Raw genomic sequence first — 17990 nt, 5'->3', positions numbered from 1 at the left:
CGGCCAGATGAACAGCACCGTAGAGGAGGGCACACCAGAGGAAGGTTAAGCAAAAGCCAGAGCGCGTCCAGTAATTGGACATTCTTTGCCGCAAGGCCCCACAAGCGCTTTCCTCTTGTAGCGTGTCGACGTCAGGGCAGAGAATGTGAATTCACGAGAGACAGGACGCATGGGCATACGAGTGCTGCTCATCGAGGACGACGAGACGATCGCCGAGCCTCTCACCGAGGGGCTGGGGCACTTCGGGCTGGCAGTGGACCACGTGACCACCGGAGCCGAGGGGTTGAGAAGTCCGTACGGCGATGTCGTCCTGCTCGACCTCGGGTTGCCGGACATGGACGGCACCGACGTGTGCCGGGGCATCCGGCAGGTCTCGGACGTGCCGGTCATCATCCTGAGTGCGCGGGGTGAGGAGGCCGACCGGGTGCTGGGCCTGGAGCTGGGGGCGGACGACTATCTGGCGAAGCCGTTCAGCGTACGGGAGCTGGTGGCACGGGTGCGGGCGGTGACCCGGCGGACCCAGCGCACGGAGGCGGTGGCGGAGCCGGTGCTCACCCCGCCGCCCCCGATGCTTCCGTCGCCCTCATCGTCGCAGTCGCCGCCCTCGCCACCCTCGCCGCCGTCTTTCCCGTCGTACGAGGAACCCGGCCCCTCACCCTCGTACGCGCCCGGCCCGCTCGTCGTCGACCGCCGCACCCGCCAGGTCTGGGTCGGCGAGGTCCCCGTCACGCTCACCCCGAAGGAGTTCGAGCTGCTGGCGCTGCTGACCGAGGACCCGGGTGCGGTGTACTCCCGGCAGCAGATCCTGGACCGGGTGTGGGATCCGCACTACGAGGGGCCGACCAAGACGCTGGACGTCCATGTCGCCTCGCTGCGAAGGAAGCTGGGCGACCCGGCGTGGATCCAGACACTGCGCGGGGTCGGTTTCCGGCTGGCGGTGCAGGCCGAGCCCGGCGGGCCGCAGGTGTCCTCGCCGTGACCCGCCGGCTCCTGCTCAGCTACCTCTCCCTCGCCGCGCTCGTGCTGCTGTGTCTGGAGATCCCGCTGGGCTTCGTCTACTCGCGCAGTGAGCGGGAGCGGGTGGTGAACGCGGCGACGGACGAGGCCGAGTCGGTCTCGGCGTACGCCTCGCTGTCCCTCAGCGCGGGCCGCGCCGAGCGGGACCTGCCGCGCCGGGTGGTGCACTGCGCCGAGCGCATCGGCGGGAAGGTGGTGGTCGTGGACGCCGCGGGCGCCCTGCTCGCCACCTCGCATCCGCTGGCCGCCGCCATGTCGGCCGACCTCGCCTCCCGTCCCGGTATCGCGGCCGCCCTCCACGGCACCTCCACGGTGGACGTCCGTACGTCGACCATCGGCGGGGTCGAGTACCTCTCGGTCGCCGCGCCGATCCGGCACACCTCGGGACTGCAGGGCGCCGTGTGGCTGACGCTGCCGACCCGCACGGTGCACGAACGTGTCCATCACGTCTGGCTGCTGCTCGGCCTCGGCGGGCTCGGGGTCCTCACCGCGGTCACCGTGGTCGGGTTCGCCATCGCCCGCTGGACCGGCCGCCCCATCCGCGAACTGGAGCGGGCCACCGACGAGTTGGCGGACGGCGGACTGGCGGCACCGGTGACGATCACGAAGGGACCGCCCGAAGTACGCCGCCTCGCTGCCGCGTTCAACCGCACGGCGGCCCGGCTCGCCCATCTCCTCGCCGCCCAGCACGCCTTCGCGGGCGAGGCCTCCCACCAGCTCAAGACGCCGCTCGCGGCGCTGCGGCTGAGGCTGGAGAACCTGGAACCGAGCGTCTCCGAGCGCGGCCGGGGCAGCCTCGCCGCCGCGGTGACCGAGACGGACCGTCTCTCCCGGATGGTCGAGGGCCTGCTGGCGATGGCCCGCCTGGAGGAGGACGCGGCGACGCCCGGCCCGGTCGACGTGGGGGCGGTCTGCGCGGAACGGCACCGCACCTGGCAGCCGCTCTTCGCACAGCAGCGGGTCTCCCTGGTGCTGTTCGCCGACAGTGTGGGCCCGGTGCTGGCGGTGCCGGGCGGGGTCGAGCAGATCGTGGACAACCTGCTGTCCAACGCCCTGCGCGCCTCCCCGCCCGACAGCACCGTGACCATGGAGCTACGGCTCCACGTACCGGCCCGCCGCGCCCTGCGCGACGCCCGCCCCGCCTGGGTCGACCTGCACATCACCGACGAGGGCCCCGGCATGACCCCGGAACAGCGCGCCCGCGCCTTCGACCGCTTCTGGCGCGCGCCGGGCGCCCCCAAGGGCGGCACGGGACTCGGCCTCTCCCTGGTCCAACGGCTCGCGCACGCGAGCGGCGGCGAGGCGAGCCTGCACGCCTCGGCCGCGGGCGGCCTGGACGCGGTGATCCGCCTGCCGTCGGCGCAGCCGCCGCGCGAGGTGCACGGGCCGGGCCTCGACAGGCCCGGGCAGCGGAAGCGGGCGGTGCCGGCGTTGCGCGCGTGAGCGCACCGGGGTGACGGCACTCGGGGGAACGCACCGGGGTGACGGCACCCGGGGGAACGGACCGGGGTGACGGCACTCGGGGGAACGGACGCGGGCGGTGGCACTCCGGTGAGCGCACGCGGGTATCTGCACTCCGGGGAGCGCACGCGGGTGGCACTCACCTGAGCGCTCATCGTCGGCGCACAGGCAGCACCCAGGCACGCCGTCCGACGGCCATGCGTTGGCCACGGTCCGGCCACCATCCGCCCCTAGGTTCCATGCCGCCCCCCACGCACGACCCCGCCGTCGCCCGTCGGCGGGGCGGTACGGCATCTCTTGGAGTGAGAGTGGAACGTCGTAACCTCCTGCGTGCGGCCGTCCTCGGCGGCTCTGCCGCCGTGTTCGGCGGAACCCTGTGGCGCGGCGCCGCATACGCCGCCCCCGCCCAGCCCGGCACCGGCCCCTACGGGCCGCTGGGCTCCCCCGACGCCAACGGCATCAGACTCCCCAGCGGCTTCACCAGCCGCGTCATCGCCCGCTCCGGCCAGCGGGTCAGCGGCACCTCGCACACCTGGCACAACGCCCCCGACGGCGGCGCCTGCTTCGCCGACGGCACGGGCTGGATCTACGTCTCCAACTCGGAGATCTCCTCCACCGGCGGCGCCGGCGCCGTCAAGTTCAGCTCCTCGGGCACCATCACGGGCGCCTACCGGATCCTGTCCAACACCAACCGCAACTGCGCGGGCGGCGCCACCCCGTGGAACACCTGGCTGTCCTGCGAGGAGGTGTCCCTCGGCTACGTCTACGAGACCGACCCCTGGGGCACGAACGCGGCGATCCGCCGGGACGCGATGGGCCGCTTCAACCACGAGGCGGCTGCCGCGGACCCGGTGCGCAAGGTGATCTACCTGACCGAGGACGAGTCGAACGGCCGCTTCTACCGCTTCGTCCCTACGACCTGGGGCAACCTGTCCTCCGGCACGCTCCAGGTCATGGTCGCGGGCAGTGGCACGTCCGGCTCCTTCACCTGGGCGAACGTCCCCGACCCGGACGGCTCCCCGACGGCCACCCGCTCCCAGGTCTCCGGCTCCAAGTCCTTCAACGGCGGCGAGGGCTGCCACTACGCGAACGACACGGTGTGGTTCACGACCAAGGGCGACAACCGCGTCTGGCAGCTCAACCTGACGTCGAACACCTACGAGTTGGCGTACGACGACTCCCTCGTCAACGGCACGGCCCCCCTCACCGGCGTCGACAACATCACCGGCGCCTCCTCCGGCGATCTCTTCGTCGCCGAGGACGGCGGCAACATGGAGATCTGCGTGATCACCCCGGACGACGTCGTCGCCTCGTTCCTGCGCATCGACGGCCAGTCGAGCTCGGAGATCACGGGCCCGGCGTTCTCACCTGACGGGACACGGCTGTACTTCTCCAGCCAGCGGGGGACGACGGGGAGTTCCTCGGGCGGCATCACGTACGAGGTGAGGGGCCCGTTCCGCGCATAGCGGTCACGAAACAGCCACATCTCCTTCACAAACGGTCGCCCGGCATTACGGTCATCCCCTCACGCACCACCAGTGGGGGGATGACATGACCAATCCGTACACCTCAGCACCCATGCCGCAGCCGCCCGTGCCGCCACAGCCGGCCTTCCGCCCGGCCCCCGGATGGGCTCGCAAGCGGTACGTACTCCCGGCCCTCGGGCTGGCCTTCTTCCTCGGCATCGGCGCAGGCGCGTCCGACCAGGACGCGAAGACCTCCGACGCCAGACCGACGGCGGCCTCACCCCAGCCCACGGTCACCGTCACGGCGACCATGACCACCCCCGTGGAAGAACCCGAACCGGCGCCGACCGTGACGGCCACGAAGACGGTCAAGGTCACCACGACGGTCACCGCGGCCCCGGCAGCCGCCGACGACTCCGCGTCCGACGCCTCGGGGGCCTCCGACGACGACAGCGGCTCCTCCGGCGGCGACGTCTACTACGCCAACTGCAGCGAGGCCCGAGCGGCCGGCGCCGCCCCGATCCACCGGGGCGAGCCCGGCTACGCCTCGCACCTGGACCGCGACAACGACGGGGTGGGCTGCGACAGCTGAGAGCGGGCTCCGCAGCCTGTCCTCAACTTCCGGATGAAAGGCCCCGACCACATCCAAAGCTTCGGCACGATGACGCCGGTCCACTCCACGGTGCGCAACAACACCCCGGACAACTGCGCCCCGCCAGGTAGCGTCCCCGGCTGCATTGGCTGACCTGCCCGCATCCCTCAGTAGAAGAGGGCGGCACCCCCGCACAGGGTGCCGCCCTCTCTTCGTGCACCGGAGCCGCCGCCCATCGGTACTGAGGGTCGGGGACGGACGACGGCTCCGGAGTCGGGGGAGGTCAGCGGCGGTCGCCGGCCTCTGGCTGGATCACCGGTGGTCGCTGCCCGCCGACTGCGACGCCGCCCGCCCCGCCTCCAGCCGCGCCACCGGAATCCGGAACGGCGAGCAGGAGACGTAGTCCAGACCGACCTCGTGGAAGAAGTGCACCGACTCGGGGTCACCGCCGTGCTCGCCGCACACGCCGAGCTTCAGGTCCGGCCGGGTCTCGCGCCCCGCCTTCGCCGCGGCGGCGACCAGCGAACCCACGCCGTCCTTGTCGATCGTCTCGAACGGGGAGACACCGAAGATGCCCTTCTCCAGGTACGCCGTGAAGAACGAGGCCTCCACGTCGTCCCGGCTGAAGCCCCACACCGTCTGGGTGAGGTCGTTCGTGCCGAAGGAGAAGAACTCCGCCGCCTCCGCGATCTGACCGGCGGTCAGCGCGGCGCGCGGCAGCTCGATCATCGTGCCGATCGCCAGCTTCAGCTTCACACCCGTCGCCGCCTCGACCTCCGCGACGACCTGGTCGGCCTCCTCGCGGACGATCTCCAGCTCCTGGACCGTGCCGACGAGCGGGATCATGATCTCGGCGCGCGGGTCGCCCTTGGCGTTCTTGCGCTCGGCGGCAGCCTCGGCGATCGCGCGCACCTGCATCGTGAACAGGCCGGGGATCACCAGGCCCAGACGCACACCACGCAGACCCAGCATCGGGTTCTGCTCGTGCAGCCGGTGGACGGCCTGGAGCAGCCGCAGCTCGTTCTCGTGCGGCTCCTGACGGGACTCCGCCAACGCCACACGCACCGACAACTCCGTGATGTCCGGCAGGAACTCGTGCAGCGGCGGGTCGAGGAGACGGATCGTCACCGGCAGGCCGTCCATCGCGGAGAACAGCTCCACGAAGTCCTGCTTCTGCAGCGGGAGCAGCTCCTTCAGCGACTCCTCGCGCTCGGCCTCCGTGTCGGCCAGGATGAGGCGCTCGACCAGCTCACGGCGGTCGCCGAGGAACATGTGCTCCGTACGGCACAGGCCGATGCCCTGGGCGCCGAAGCGACGGGCGCGCAGCGCGTCCTCGGCGTTGTCCGCGTTGGCGCGCACCCGCAGCCGGCGCTTGCGGTCGGCGAACGCCATGATCCGGTGCACGGCCTCGACCAGCTCGTCGGCGTCCTGAGCACCCGCGTGCATGCGGCCCTCGAAGTACTCCACGACGGGAGACGGGACCACCGGGACCTCGCCCAGGTACACCTTGCCGCTGGAGCCGTCGATGGAGATCACGTCGCCTTCCTCGACCACGTGACCGCCCGGCACCGTCATCCGGCGCCGCTTGGTGTCGACCTCGAGCTCCTCGGCACCGCACACACACGTCTTGCCCATGCCGCGCGCCACCACGGCCGCGTGCGAGGTCTTGCCGCCACGCGACGTCAGGATGCCCTCGGCCGCGATCATGCCGTCCAGGTCGTCGGGGTTGGTCTCCCGGCGGACCAGGATGACCTTCTCGCCCGAACGCGACCACTTGACCGCGGTGTACGAGTCGAAGACCGCCTTGCCGACCGCCGCACCCGGCGACGCCGCGATGCCTCGGCCGACCTGCTCGACCTTCGCCTCCTCGTCGAACTTCGGGAACATCAGCTGCGCGAGCTGAGCGCCGTTGACGCGCTGGAGCGCCTCCGCCTCGTCGATCAGGCCCTGGTCCACCAGCTGGGTCGCGATCCGGAAGGCGGCGCCCGCCGTGCGCTTGCCGACACGGGTCTGGAGCATCCACAGCTGACCGCGCTCGATGGTGAACTCGATGTCGCAGAGGTCTTTGTAGTGGTTCTCCAGCGTCTCCATGATCTGCATCAGCTGGTCGTACGACTTCTTGTCGATCGTCTCCAGCTCCGCCAGCGGGACGGTGTTGCGGATGCCCGCGACCACGTCCTCGCCCTGGGCGTTCTGGAGGTAGTCGCCGTAGACGCCCTGGTGGCCGGAGGCGGGGTCACGGGTGAAGGCGACGCCCGTGCCCGAGTCCGGACCCAGGTTGCCGAAGACCATGGAACAGATGTTGACGGCCGTGCCGAGGTCGCCCGGGATGCGCTCCTGGCGGCGGTACAGCTTGGCCCGGTCGCCGTTCCAGGAGTCGAAGACCGCGTGGATGGCGAGGTCCATCTGCTCGCGCGGGTCCTGCGGGAAGTCCCGGCCGGCCTCCTTCTTGACGATCTTCTTGAAGGCGGTGACCAGCTTCTTCAGGTCGGCGGCCTCCAGGTCGGTGTCGACCGTGACCTTCTTGGCCTCCTTGGCCTTGTCGAGGGCCTCCTCGAAGAGGTCGCCGTCGACGCCGAGGACGGTCTTGCCGAACATCTGGATGAGGCGGCGGTAGGAGTCCCAGGCGAACCGCTCGTCGCCGGCCTGGTCGGCGAGGCCCTTCACGGACTTGTCGGAGAGCCCGATGTTGAGGACCGTGTCCATCATTCCGGGCATCGAGAACTTGGCGCCGGAACGGACCGAGACCAGCAGGGGGTTGTCGGCCTGGCCGAGCTTCTTGCCCATCTTCGTCTCAAGGGCGTCGAGGTGCGCACTCACCTCGTCACGCAGTGCCGCGGGCTCCTCGCCGCTGTCGAGGTAGACCTTGCAGGCTTCCGTCGTGATCGTGAAGCCGGGAGGAACAGGGAGTCCCAGGTTGGTCATCTCGGCGAGGTTCGCGCCCTTGCCACCCAGGAGGTCCTTGAGGTCCTTGTTTCCCTCGGTGAAGTCGTAAACGAACTTCGCTACGTGGGGTTCTTTGTTTTCCGACACGGTCTCGACTCCCTCGAGGACGCGGTGGCTGCCCTGACGGCGAGGAACATACCCAGATCGAAGGCGTCTGGGTACGTCTACTCACGCGTCATGCGCCTGTAACCACCCGTCCGCCAGTGGATCGAAAGTCAAAGCTTGGCAAGCCGTGACGGGCGGATGTTTTCACTTCTTGAACGCAAGAGCGCCCACGAGTGCGGGTTTCCGCTCAGATGAGCGGCCTTACCGCACGTCTGATTTCGATCGATGAACGATCAAGGGGTGGCACCGAGTGCCACCCTTTGGAGAAGTGCAGCCGCTCAAGATCCGCTCATCTGAGCGCAACCCTTATCAGGGGTGGCGAGAATCACGCTGCCACAGCCGACGGGATTTCACCATGCGGACGGGCGTCCGGGACGGAAACGCGCCCGTCACACACCCGGTGCGAACGACCACCACAGGCCCCTGCGAACGCCCGTCACTACCCAGGCAAATACCCAGGCGAACGGCCGCCACCACCCGCACGGAGAGCCGCCCCGCACCCGTGGGAACGGCCGCCGCCCGCCCCTGCGGAGAGCCGCCACCCACCCGCCCCGAACGACCACCGCTCACCCGCCCGAACAGCCGCCACCACCCACGCGAACGCCCGTCACACCCCGAGCGCGACCAGCCGTTCCTCCACCCGCTCGGGCGCGTACAAATGCTCCACGACCAGCGCCCCGGCCCCCACCAGCCCGGCCCGCTCCCCCAGCCGCGAGGTCACCACGTCCAGATGAGCGGTGGAGCGCGGCAGCGCCCGCTGGTACAGCAACTCCCGTACGCCGGTGAGGAAGGGCGTCCCGGCCAGATCCCCCGCGATCATCAGCACCCCGGGGTTGAGCAGCGTCACGACGGTCGCCAGCACGTCCCCGACCTGCCGCCCGGCCTCCCGTGCCAGCGCGGCCGCCCTCGGGTCCCCGGCGGCAAGCAGGTCCCGCACATCTGAGCCCGAGGCCGCGGGCACCCCCGTCTCGGCCAGCCGCCGGGCCACGGCACCACCACTGGCGACGGCGGCCAGACAGCCGTACGAACCACACCGGCACAGCGCGTCGGCGCCCACCCGGATGTGCCCGAGGTCGCCCGCGCCGCCGTCGATGCCCCGGTACACGGAGCCGTCGACCACGACCCCCGCGCCGATCCCGGTCGACACCTTGACCAGTACGAACGCCGAACAGTCCGGGTATCCGGTGCGCTGTTCGCCGTACGCCATGAGGTTGGCGTCGTTGTCGACGAGCACCGGCACCGACGCGGCCCCCGTGTGCTCGCTGAAGGCCCTCGCCAACCGCCCTCTTATGTCGTAGCCGTCCCAACCGGGCATGATCGGCGGCTGGACGACCCGGCCGGTCTCGCTGTCCACCGGCCCCGGCACCGCGAGCCCGATGCCGCCCACCTCGTCGGCCCGGCGCCCGGCCTTCTCCAGCAGCTCGGCGAACCAGCGCCCGAGCTCGCCCAGCACCACGTCCGGCCCGTCCTCGATGACCAGCGTGCCGCCGTGCTCGGCGAGGATCTCGCCGGTCAGGGAGAGGACGGCGGCGCGCGCGTGCCGGGAGTCGAGGTCGGCGGCGAGGACGACCGCGTGGGCGTCGTCGAACTCCAGGGTGATGGAGGGGCGGCCGCCCAGCGGGGAGTCCACGGGGCCGCCCGCACCCTCGCGCAGCCAGCCGGCCCGGAACAGGCGGTCGAGGCGCTGGCCGACGGTGGCGCGGGAGAGGCCGGTGGCCTGCTGGAGGGCGCCGCGCGTGGTGGCGCGTCCACTGCGCACGAGTTCGAGCAGATCCCCCGCGCCGGCCTGACCGCCGCTCTTCGTCGCCCTGCCCGTCCGTCCCGGCTGCCCAGTCATGCGCACCCCCTTGTGTTTCTCAACCCTGCATTACATATTGAGTTTTGCGTGTTAAATAGACGTAACCCTACGGTAGCCATGACCGAACCGGTCGGCCGGACGTCTTTCGGGGAGCCCCGAGTGGATCGCACTGCCCAGCTCACAGCCCGTTGCGCCGAGCGTGACATTGCATACGATCCGCCGCCTGTGCCGGATGCGCTGCACGTCAGGGCTGCCCGGGTACTGGAGGCCAACTGGACCGGCACCTCGACGGTCCCCTCGCGCGGCCTGTATCCGCACCAGTGGTCCTGGGACTCGGCGTTCATCGCGATCGGCCTCAGGCACCTGTCGCCGCTGCGGGCGCAGACGGAGCTGGAGACGCTGCTCGGCGCCCAGTGGGGTGACGGGCGTATCCCGCACATCGTCTTCAACCCCTCCGTACCGCTCGACGCCTACTTCCCGAGCCCCGACTTCTGGCGCTCCTCGACCGCGGGGCGCGCTGCGGGCGCCCCGCGCACCGTACAGACCTCCGGCATCGTGCAGCCACCGGTGCACGCATTGGCGGCCTGGCTGGTGCACCGGGCCGACCCGGGACTGTCCCGGGCGCGCGGCTTCCTCACCCGGGTGTATCCCCGCCTGGCCGCCTGGCACCGCTACTTGCTGCACCGCCGTGACCTGGGCGGCGGCGGCCTCGCGTCCGTCGTGCACCCCTGGGAACAGGGTATGGACAACAGCCCCTGCTGGGACGCCCCGCTCTCCCGCATCACCCCGGCCCCGGCCCGCTCCTTCCGCCGCGCCGACCTCGACCACGGGGCCGCCGAGGACCGGCCGACGGATCTGGACTACGGGCGGTATGTGCGCCTGGCGACGGAGTACCGCGACGGCGGGTACAGGGACGGGCTGGGCGGGGGACACGGGGCCGGTTCCGGCGACTTCGCGGTCGAGGACCCCTCCTTCAACGCCCTGCTCATCGCCTCCGAGCACGCGCTGGCCCGGATCGCCGAGGAGCTGGGGGCGACGGGCAGGGCCCGGCACGCGCGCGCCGAGCGGCTGACGGCGGCGCTGATCGAGCGGACGTGGGACCCGGCGGAGGGGATGTTCTTCTGCCGTGACGTGCGGGGCGGGGGGCTCGTGCGCGAGCGCAGCGTCTCGGGCCTGATCCCGCTCCTCCTGCCCGGCCTGCCACGGGACATCTCCGCCGCCCTGGTGCGGACGACGGCGTCCGAGCACTTCGGTCTCGGCAACTCGACGCGACTGGTACCGAGTTACGACCTCCTCGGCGAGGCCTTCGACCCGCACCGCTACTGGCGTGGCCCGGCCTGGTTCAACACGAGCTGGCTGCTGGAGCGCGGGCTGCGGACGCAGGGGGAGCACCGGCGAGCCGACGGGCTGCGCGAGGCGGTCCTGGACATCGCGCAGAGCTCCGACTTCGCCGAGTACGTCGACCCCTACACCGGCGAGGCCTGCGGGGCGACCGGGTTCAGCTGGACCGCCGCGCTCTCGCTCGACCTGCTGCACAGCCAGACCCGAACCACTGCTGTCGAAGAACTCAAGGGAGGGGACCGGGGATGACAGACCGGCATCATCTGCTCGTGTACGGGGGGACGTTCGCCGCCGTGGGTGACGGCGGCGACATCAGCGGCGTGCGGGGCGTCGGCTCCCCGGACGGGTTATTCGTACGCGACGCCCGGCACCTGAGCCGCTGGCAGCTCACCGTCGACGGGGCCGTGCCCGAGGCGCTCAGCCCGGTCGCCGACGGCGACACCACCCGCTGTGTCCTGGTCCCGCGAGGCGGCCGCAACGAACCACCCGCGTACACCCTCTTCCGCGAACAGGCGGTCGGCGACGGCTCGTTCATCGAGTCCCTGCGTGTGACCAGCAACCGCCCGGTGCCGACGACGATCCGCCTCGCGGTCACCGCGGACGCCGACTTCACCGACCAGTTCGAGCTGCGCTCCGACCACCGCACGTACGCCAAGATCGGCGCCACTCGCTCCCGCCAAGTCCTCGACCACGGCGTGGAGTTCACGTACCAGCGAGGAGAGTGGCGCTCGATCACGACCGTCACGTCCGACCCGGCCCCCGACGCCGTCGAGGAGACGGGCACCGGCGCCCGCCGCCTGGTCTGGACCCTGGAGCTGGACCCGCACGGCACGGCGGATCTGACCCTGAGGGTGATGGCCCGCCCGCACGGCGACAAACGCCCTCTGCGCGTACCGCGCTCCCCTGCCGCCCTGTCGTCCCAACTCGTCTCCCTGGAGGGCGAGTTCGTGGAGGGCGTGGCCTTCCCGACCGGCTGGCCCGAGCTGGCCGCCGCCTGCGCCCGCGGCCTCGCCGACCTGGCCTCGCTCCAGGTCCCGGCGACGGGCCCCGACGGCGAGGAACTCCGCGTCCCGGCCGCCGGAGCCCCCTGGTTCCTGACCCTCCTGGGCCGCGACGCCCTCCTCACCTCCCTCTTCGCCCTCCCCTACCGCCCCCAGCTGGCCGCGGCCACCCTCCCCGCACTGGCCGCGACGCAGGCGACGGAGACCGGCGTCGACGCCGTCTCCCAGCCCGGCAAGATCGTGCACGAGGTACGGCACGGCGAGCTGGCGCACTTCGGCCAGGTGCCGTACGGCCGCTATTACGGCTCGGTGGACGCGACCCCGCTCTTCCTGATCCTGCTGGGCGCGTACGTCGAGCACACGGCCGACCCGACCCTGGCCCGCCGCCTCGAGCCCCACGCCCGCGCGGCGATCGGCTGGATGCTGGACCACGGCGGCCTGACCTCCCGCGGCTACCTGGTCTACCGCGCCGACCAGGGCGGCCTGGCCAACCAGAACTGGAAGGACTCCCCCGGCGCCATCTGCTCGGCCGACGGCACCCGCCCCGCCGGGCCGGTGATGGCGGCGGGCGCCCAGGGCTACGCGTACGACGCCCTGCGCCGCACGGCGTGGCTGGCCCGCACGGTGTGGCAGGACGGGACCTACGCGGCCCTCCTGGAACAGGCGGCGGCCGACCTCCGCGACCGCTTCCAGCAGGACTTCTGGATGCCGGAACACTCCTTCCCCGCCCTGGCATTGGACGGCGAAGGCCGCCAGGTGGACGCCCTCGCCTCGGACGCGGGGCATCTGCTCTGGTCCGGCCTGCTGGACAAGGAGTACGGAGAGCTGGTGGGCCGTCGTCTCCTCGAACCCGACTTCTTCTCGGGCTGGGGCGTACGCACCCTGGCCTCCGGCCAGTCGGCCTACCACCCCCTCTCCTACCACCGCGGCTCGGTCTGGCCGCACGACAACGCGCTGATCACCCTGGGTCTGGCCCGCTACGGCCTGCACGACGAGGCCCGCACGGTGGCCCACGCCCTGGTCGACGCGGCGACGACAACCGGCCACCGCCTGCCGGAGGTCCTCGCCGGGTACGGCCGCGACACGCACGCGGAACCGGTGCCGTATCCGCACGCGTGCGTACGCGAATCCCGCTCGGCGGCGACTCCGTTGGCGCTGCTGACGGCGGTGGGCGGGGCGTAGCGGGGTGGCTGCGGGGCAGTTGGCCTGGCGTTTGCCCAGCGTTTGCCGAGCGCTGGGGCGGCGGGGCTGAACACGGGCTGGGGGCGGGCCGTACGGGATGACGGCGGACCCGCCCCCTCCCCAGCGAGCCCCGCCGCACCACTCCGCCAGGGGCCTCGCACGGAAGGACCTTCGGGTGCCTGTCTTCACGCGCCTACGTCAACTGCCCGGCAACCGCAACGACTTGACCCACGAGGCGCCCATCGGCGAGGCCGCCACGGAGACACCGCCGACCGACGAGGCCCCGGGCGAAGGCGAAGCCGAGCCCGAAACCCCCCCACCCCCCTCCCCCTACCTCCGCTGGACCCTCACCGCCCTGGCCGCCGCCCTGATCCACGTCTGCCTCCAAATGCCGAACACCCTCGGCAACCTCAAGGCCACGGAGTTCATGCGCCTCCCCGCCGAGGCCATCATCGGCGCCGCCGTACTCCTCGCCCTCCCCCGCCGCCCCCGCCTGGTCACCGCGGCGACCTCCGGCGCCGCCCTGGGCGCCCTCACCGCCCTGAACATCCTGGACATCGGCTATAACGAATTCCTGGGCCGCCACTTCAACATCGTCCTGGACTGGGAACTCCTCGACGACGCCCAGTCGTACCTGAAGGACTCCCTGGGCGGCACGACGACCGTCCTCCTCACGATCGGCGTCGTCCTCCTGGTCGTAGCCCTCATAGCCGCCGTCGCCCTGGCCACCGTGCGCATCGCCGACCTCCTGTCCCGCCACAAGGCGGACGCGTCCAGGGGTGCCCTGATCGCCGGCACCGTATGGATCACGTGCACGGCGTTCGGCCTCCAAGTGGCGGGCGTACCGATCGCCGCGGACCACACCGCCGGTGTCATCAAGGTCCACGCGCACCGGGCGATGGACACCCTCCGCGACGAGGCGGCGTTCGCGAGGGACGCGAGGTCCGACACCTTCGGCAACACACCCCCCGACCAACTGCTGCCGGACCTGCGCGGCAAGGACGTCCTGTTCACCTTCATCGAGAGCTACGGCCGCAGCGCACTGGAGGACCCGCAGATCGCCCCCGGCGTGACCGGCACCCTCGACACCAGCACCCAGGCCCTGACAAAGGCCGGCTTCCACGCGAAGAGCGGCTGGCTGACGTCGGCGACGTACGGCGGCAGCAGCTGGCTGGGCCACTCCACCACGCTCTCCGGACTGTGGATCGACAACCAACAGCGCTACCGCACCGTCATGGCCAGCGACCACCTCAGCCTCACCAAGGCCTTCCAGAAGACCGGCGACTGGGACACGGTCGGTGTCATGCCCGGCGTGCAGAAGGCCTGGCCGGAACAGAAGTACTACGGCCTCGACAGGGTCTACAACGCCTTCCAACTCAACTACAAGGGACCGAAGTTCAGCTGGTCGACGATGCCCGACCAGTACGCGCTCGAAGCCTTCCAACGCCAGGTCCACGGCAGGAAACGCGACAAGCCCCTGATGGCGGAGATCATCCTGACCTCCAGCCACCAGCCCTGGGCGCCCATCCCCAAGATGGTCGACTGGGACGACCTGGGCGACGGCTCGCTCTTCGAGCCCATCCAGAAATCCGGCACCAAACCGTCCGACATCATCTCCGACTCCACCCGCTCCAAGCAGGAGTACGGCAAGTCGATCTCGTACTCCGTCACCAGCCTCACCCAATGGCTGGAGCGCTACGGCACGGACGACACGGTCCTGGTCTTCCTGGGCGACCACCAGCCGATGTCCCGGGTGAGCGGCGCGAAGGCCAGCCGCGACGTACCGGTCTCGATGGTCGCCAAGGACCCCAAGCTGCTGGACAAGATCACCAACTGGCAGTGGACGGACGGCCTCCGGCCCGCCCCCAAGGCCCCCGTCTGGAAGATGAGCTCGTTCCGCGACCGCTTCCTGACGGCGTACGGCTCAACTCCCCACCCGTCGAACTAACACCACCGACTCCTTCGCCCCCGCCGCCCCTACCCGTCCCATCCCCAGGGGCTCCGCCCCTTCAACCCCGCTGGGGCTGCCGCCCCAGACCCCGCTTCGGCCCTGAACGGGCCTCGTCCTCAAACGCCGGACGGGCTGAAATGCCCGGGCCGGCGGCGAAAGGTGAAGCCCCCTACGAGCGGGGGGCCGTATACCCGGCGGGCTCCCGGGTGGCGGCGTACCCCCGCGGCGCCGCACCCGCGTACGGCGAGAAGGGGACGCGTCGGGGGGTGTCCGCCCGCAGAGTCCGGTGTCAAGAAACGGCACCTCTAGCGCAAGGCCAACCACCGGACCGAGGACGGACACCCCCCGACGCGGCCCCGACCCACAACCCACCCGCACGCGCTACGCGAACCCCCACCCGCCCCGCACAGGCCGCCGCAGGCATCCCCCGCTCAACCGCCGGAGGTATCCAGCTCCGCATCCTCACTCACACCCGCACAGTCATACGGATCCTTCAGCCACCCATCCGGCAGCACCACCCGGTTGTTCCCGGACGTACGCCCACGCGGCCCATCGGCCCCGACCGGCCAAGGCTGATCGAGCTCCAACTCATCGAGCCCGGAGCGAAGTTCCTCCAGCGACGACGTGATCGCCAGCCGCTTGCGCATCTCCGAACCGACCGCGAAGCCCTTCAGATACCAGGCCACATGCTTACGGAAGTCGATGACGCCCCGCGCCTCGTCCCCGATCCACTCCCCGAGCAGCGTGGCATGCCGAACCATGACGTCGGCCACTTCACGCAGCGCCGGACGCACACCGCATCCGTCAGTGCCTCCGGCACGGGCCTGGTCCCGCCCCTCGAACGCCGCGACCAGATCCGAGAACAGCCAGGGCCGCCCCAGGCACCCCCGCCCGACCACTACACCGTCGCACCCGGTCTCCCGCACCATCCGCACCGCGTCCTCGGCCGACCAGATGTCGCCGTTACCGAGCACGGGAATCTCCGGCACATGCTCCTTCAGCCGCGCGATGGCATCCCAGTCCGCCGTGCCGCCGTAGTGCTGAGCAGCCGTACGCCCGTGCAGCGCGATGGCCGTCACGCCCTCCTCCACGGCGATCCGCCCGGCGTCGAGGTAGGTGATGTGATCGTCGTCGATGCCCTTGCGCATCTTCATCGTGACCGGCAGGTCCCCCGCCCCGCTCACCGCCTCCCGCAGAATCGCCCGCAGCAGATTCCGCTTGAACGGCAGCGCGGACCCCCCGCCCTTCCGGGTCACCTTCGGCACCGGACACCCGAAGTTGAGGTCGATGTGATCCGCCAGCCCCTCCTCCGCGATCATGCGGACGGCTTTGCCGACAGTGGCCGGATCAACCCCGTACAGCTGGATCGAACGAGGCTTCTCACTCTCGTCGAAGTGGATCAGCTGCATGGTCTTCTCGTTGCGCTCGACCAGCGCCCGCGTCGTGATCATCTCGCTGACGAACAGCCCCTTGCCCCCGCTGAACTCACGGCACAGCGTGCGGAAGGGCGCGTTGGTGATCCCGGCCATGGGGGCCAGGACGACGGGCGGCTGGACAGTGTGCGGCCCGATCTGCAGGGGCGGAACAACGGGCGAGACGGTCATGGGCATCCACCCATTCTCACGTACCCGACGGGATGCGGCGAAATTCATTAGTTAGGCGTACTATCCAAGGATGCCGGAGCTCAGCCCTCGCCGCCGACTGCTGGTCCTCGCGATCTGCTGCATGAGCCTGCTGATCGTGAGCATCGACACCACGGCCCTCAACGTCTCCCTGCCCGCCATGCAGCGCGACCTCGACGCGAGCACATCGGGCCTGCAGTGGACGATCGACGCGTACACCCTCGTCCTCGCTTCCCTCCTCATGCTGGCCGGCTCCACGGCGGACAGAATCGGCCGCAAACGCGTCTTCATGGCGGGCCTCGTCCTGTTCACCATCGGCTCGGCCCTGTGCTCCGTCGCGCCCGACCTCGACTCGCTGATCGCCTTCCGGATGGTGCAGGCGGTGGGCGGTTCGATGCTCAACCCGGTCGCGATGTCGATCATCACCAACACCTTCACGGACCGGCGCGAGCGGGCGCGGGCGATCGGCGTGTGGGGTGCGGTGGTCGGCATATCGATGGCCGCGGGTCCGCTGGTCGGTGGCCTCCTCGTCGACGCGGTGGACTGGCGCGCGATCTTCTGGGTCAACCTGCCGGTCGGACTCGCGGCCCTCCTCCTCACCCTCCGCTACGTCCCCGAGTCCCGCGCCCCCAAGGCCCGCCGCCTCGACCCGGTCGGCCAGTTCCTGGTGATCGCGCTGTTCGGCTCACTGACGTACGCGATCATCGAGGCGCCGAACGCCGGGTTCACCGCGGTGCTCCCGTTCGCGATCGTCGCCCTCGCGGCCCTGCTCGGCCTCCTCTGGTACGAGCCGCGCCGCGCCGAGCCCCTCATCGACCTGCGGTTCTTCCGGTCGGCGCCGTTCAGCGGGGCCACGGTGATCGCGATCGGCGCGTTCGCGGCGCTGGGCGGGTTCCTGTTCCTGTCGACGCTGTACCTGCAGAACGTACGAGGGCTGGACGCCCTGCACGCGGGGCTGTGGATGCTGCCCATGGCGACACCGATGTTCCTGTGCGCGCCGCTGTCCGGGCGGCTGGTCGGCAGCCGGGGGCCTCGGTTGCCGTTGCTGATCGCCGGTACCGCGATGACGACGAGCGCGGCGATGTTCGCCCTCCTGGACGCGGAGACGTCCAACGTCACGCTGGTTCTCGGCTACGCCCTGTTCGGTGTCGGGTTCGGGTTCGTGAACGCGCCGATAACCAACACGGCGGTCTCCGGGATGCCCCGAGCGCAGGCCGGCGTCGCGGCCGCCGTCGCCTCCACGAGCCGTCAGCTGGGACAGACGCTGGGGGTGGCGGTGGTCGGTGCGGTGCTGGCGTCCGGGGCGGGGGCGTCGTCGTACAAGGACACGTTCGTGTCGGCCGCCGGGCCCGGGTGGTGGATCATCACGGGGTGTGGGCTGACGGTCCTCTCGGTGGGCGCGGTGACGAGTGGGCCGTGGGCTCGGCGGACGGCTGAACGTACGGCCGAGAAGCTGGAGTCCGCGGAGATTCGCCAAGCGTCGAGAGTCAGCGCGTAGTCCACAGCTC

11 protein-coding genes are annotated in these 17990 nt (G+C 70.9%); 8 read left to right on the top strand and 3 right to left on the bottom strand.

The window, feature by feature from the left end; translation table 11 throughout:
• The first annotated feature begins 169 nt into the window (after positions 1 to 169).
• The 4 genes from QQM39_RS31305 (at position 170) to QQM39_RS31290 (ending at position 4536) form a co-directional block, all read left to right on the top strand.
• Complete coding sequence (locus QQM39_RS31305) at positions 170 to 979, top strand: response regulator transcription factor (RefSeq protein WP_302000894.1); 810 nt, start codon at positions 170 to 172, stop codon at positions 977 to 979.
• A complete protein-coding gene (locus tag QQM39_RS31300) occupies positions 976 to 2460 on the top strand; it encodes a sensor histidine kinase (RefSeq protein WP_302000893.1) in 1485 nt (494 codons plus the stop codon). Before QQM39_RS31305 ends, QQM39_RS31300 begins: the two co-directional genes overlap by 4 nt.
• Positions 2461 to 2786: 326 nt before the next feature.
• Entirely contained in the window at positions 2787 to 3944 is a 1158-nt protein-coding gene (locus QQM39_RS31295; protein WP_302000892.1) for an alkaline phosphatase PhoX, read from the top strand.
• An 85-nt stretch (positions 3945 to 4029) separates the two neighbouring features.
• A complete protein-coding gene (locus QQM39_RS31290) occupies positions 4030 to 4536 on the top strand; it encodes an excalibur calcium-binding domain-containing protein (protein WP_302000891.1) in 507 nt (168 codons plus the stop codon).
• Between the two features lie 312 nt (positions 4537 to 4848).
• Here the strand turns inward: QQM39_RS31290 and ppdK are convergent, their stop codons facing one another.
• Complete coding sequence (gene ppdK / locus QQM39_RS31285) at positions 4849 to 7569, bottom strand: pyruvate, phosphate dikinase (protein ID WP_302000890.1); 2721 nt, start codon at positions 7567 to 7569, stop codon at positions 4849 to 4851.
• A gap of 625 nt (positions 7570 to 8194) precedes the next feature.
• Complete coding sequence (locus tag QQM39_RS31280; RefSeq protein ID WP_302000889.1) at positions 8195 to 9424, bottom strand: ROK family protein; 1230 nt, start codon at positions 9422 to 9424, stop codon at positions 8195 to 8197.
• A gap of 120 nt (positions 9425 to 9544) precedes the next feature.
• On the opposite strand from QQM39_RS31280, the gene QQM39_RS31275 reads away from it, so the two are divergent.
• From QQM39_RS31275 to QQM39_RS31265, 3 genes are all read left to right on the top strand, one after another.
• A complete protein-coding gene (locus QQM39_RS31275) occupies positions 9545 to 10975 on the top strand; it encodes a hypothetical protein (protein WP_302000888.1) in 1431 nt (476 codons plus the stop codon).
• Entirely contained in the window at positions 10972 to 12909 is a 1938-nt protein-coding gene (locus QQM39_RS31270; protein WP_302000887.1) for a glycogen debranching N-terminal domain-containing protein, read from the top strand. Before QQM39_RS31275 ends, QQM39_RS31270 begins: the two co-directional genes overlap by 4 nt.
• A gap of 388 nt (positions 12910 to 13297) precedes the next feature.
• Entirely contained in the window at positions 13298 to 14857 is a 1560-nt protein-coding gene (locus QQM39_RS31265; protein ID WP_302003790.1) for a sulfatase-like hydrolase/transferase, read from the top strand.
• A gap of 434 nt (positions 14858 to 15291) precedes the next feature.
• On the opposite strand, the gene dusB is transcribed toward QQM39_RS31265, so the two are convergent.
• Positions 15292 to 16470, bottom strand: coding sequence for a tRNA dihydrouridine synthase DusB (gene dusB / locus QQM39_RS31260; RefSeq protein WP_302000886.1), 1179 nt, complete (start codon positions 16468 to 16470; stop codon positions 15292 to 15294).
• A 64-nt stretch (positions 16471 to 16534) separates the two neighbouring features.
• On the opposite strand from dusB, the gene QQM39_RS31255 reads away from it, so the two are divergent.
• Entirely contained in the window at positions 16535 to 17980 is a 1446-nt protein-coding gene (locus QQM39_RS31255) for an MFS transporter (protein WP_302000885.1), read from the top strand.
• Positions 17981 to 17990 lie beyond the last annotated feature (10 nt).

The organism is Streptomyces sp. DT2A-34, from assembly GCF_030499515.1.
In the GTDB taxonomy this organism is placed as follows: Bacteria; Actinomycetota; Actinomycetes; order Streptomycetales; family Streptomycetaceae; genus Streptomyces.
Note: the sequence above shows the minus strand (reverse complement) of the source record. Positions and strands in the feature narration are given on the sequence as shown.

Excerpts from the sequence above, each read along its gene's own strand:
- QQM39_RS31265 (WP_302003790.1), top strand. The coding sequence starts at position 13,298 with ATGCCGAACACCCTCGGCAACCTCAAGGCCACGGAGTTCATGCGCCTC.
- QQM39_RS31280 (WP_302000889.1), bottom strand. The coding sequence starts at position 9,424 with ATGACTGGGCAGCCGGGACGGACGGGCAGGGCGACGAAGAGCGGCGGT.
- dusB (WP_302000886.1), bottom strand. The coding sequence starts at position 16,470 with ATGCCCATGACCGTCTCGCCCGTTGTTCCGCCCCTGCAGATCGGGCCG.
- QQM39_RS31255 (WP_302000885.1), top strand. The coding sequence starts at position 16,535 with ATGCCGGAGCTCAGCCCTCGCCGCCGACTGCTGGTCCTCGCGATCTGC.
- QQM39_RS31290 (WP_302000891.1), top strand. The coding sequence starts at position 4,030 with ATGACCAATCCGTACACCTCAGCACCCATGCCGCAGCCGCCCGTGCCG.
- QQM39_RS31305 (WP_302000894.1), top strand. The coding sequence starts at position 170 with ATGGGCATACGAGTGCTGCTCATCGAGGACGACGAGACGATCGCCGAG.
- QQM39_RS31270 (WP_302000887.1), top strand. The coding sequence starts at position 10,972 with ATGACAGACCGGCATCATCTGCTCGTGTACGGGGGGACGTTCGCCGCC.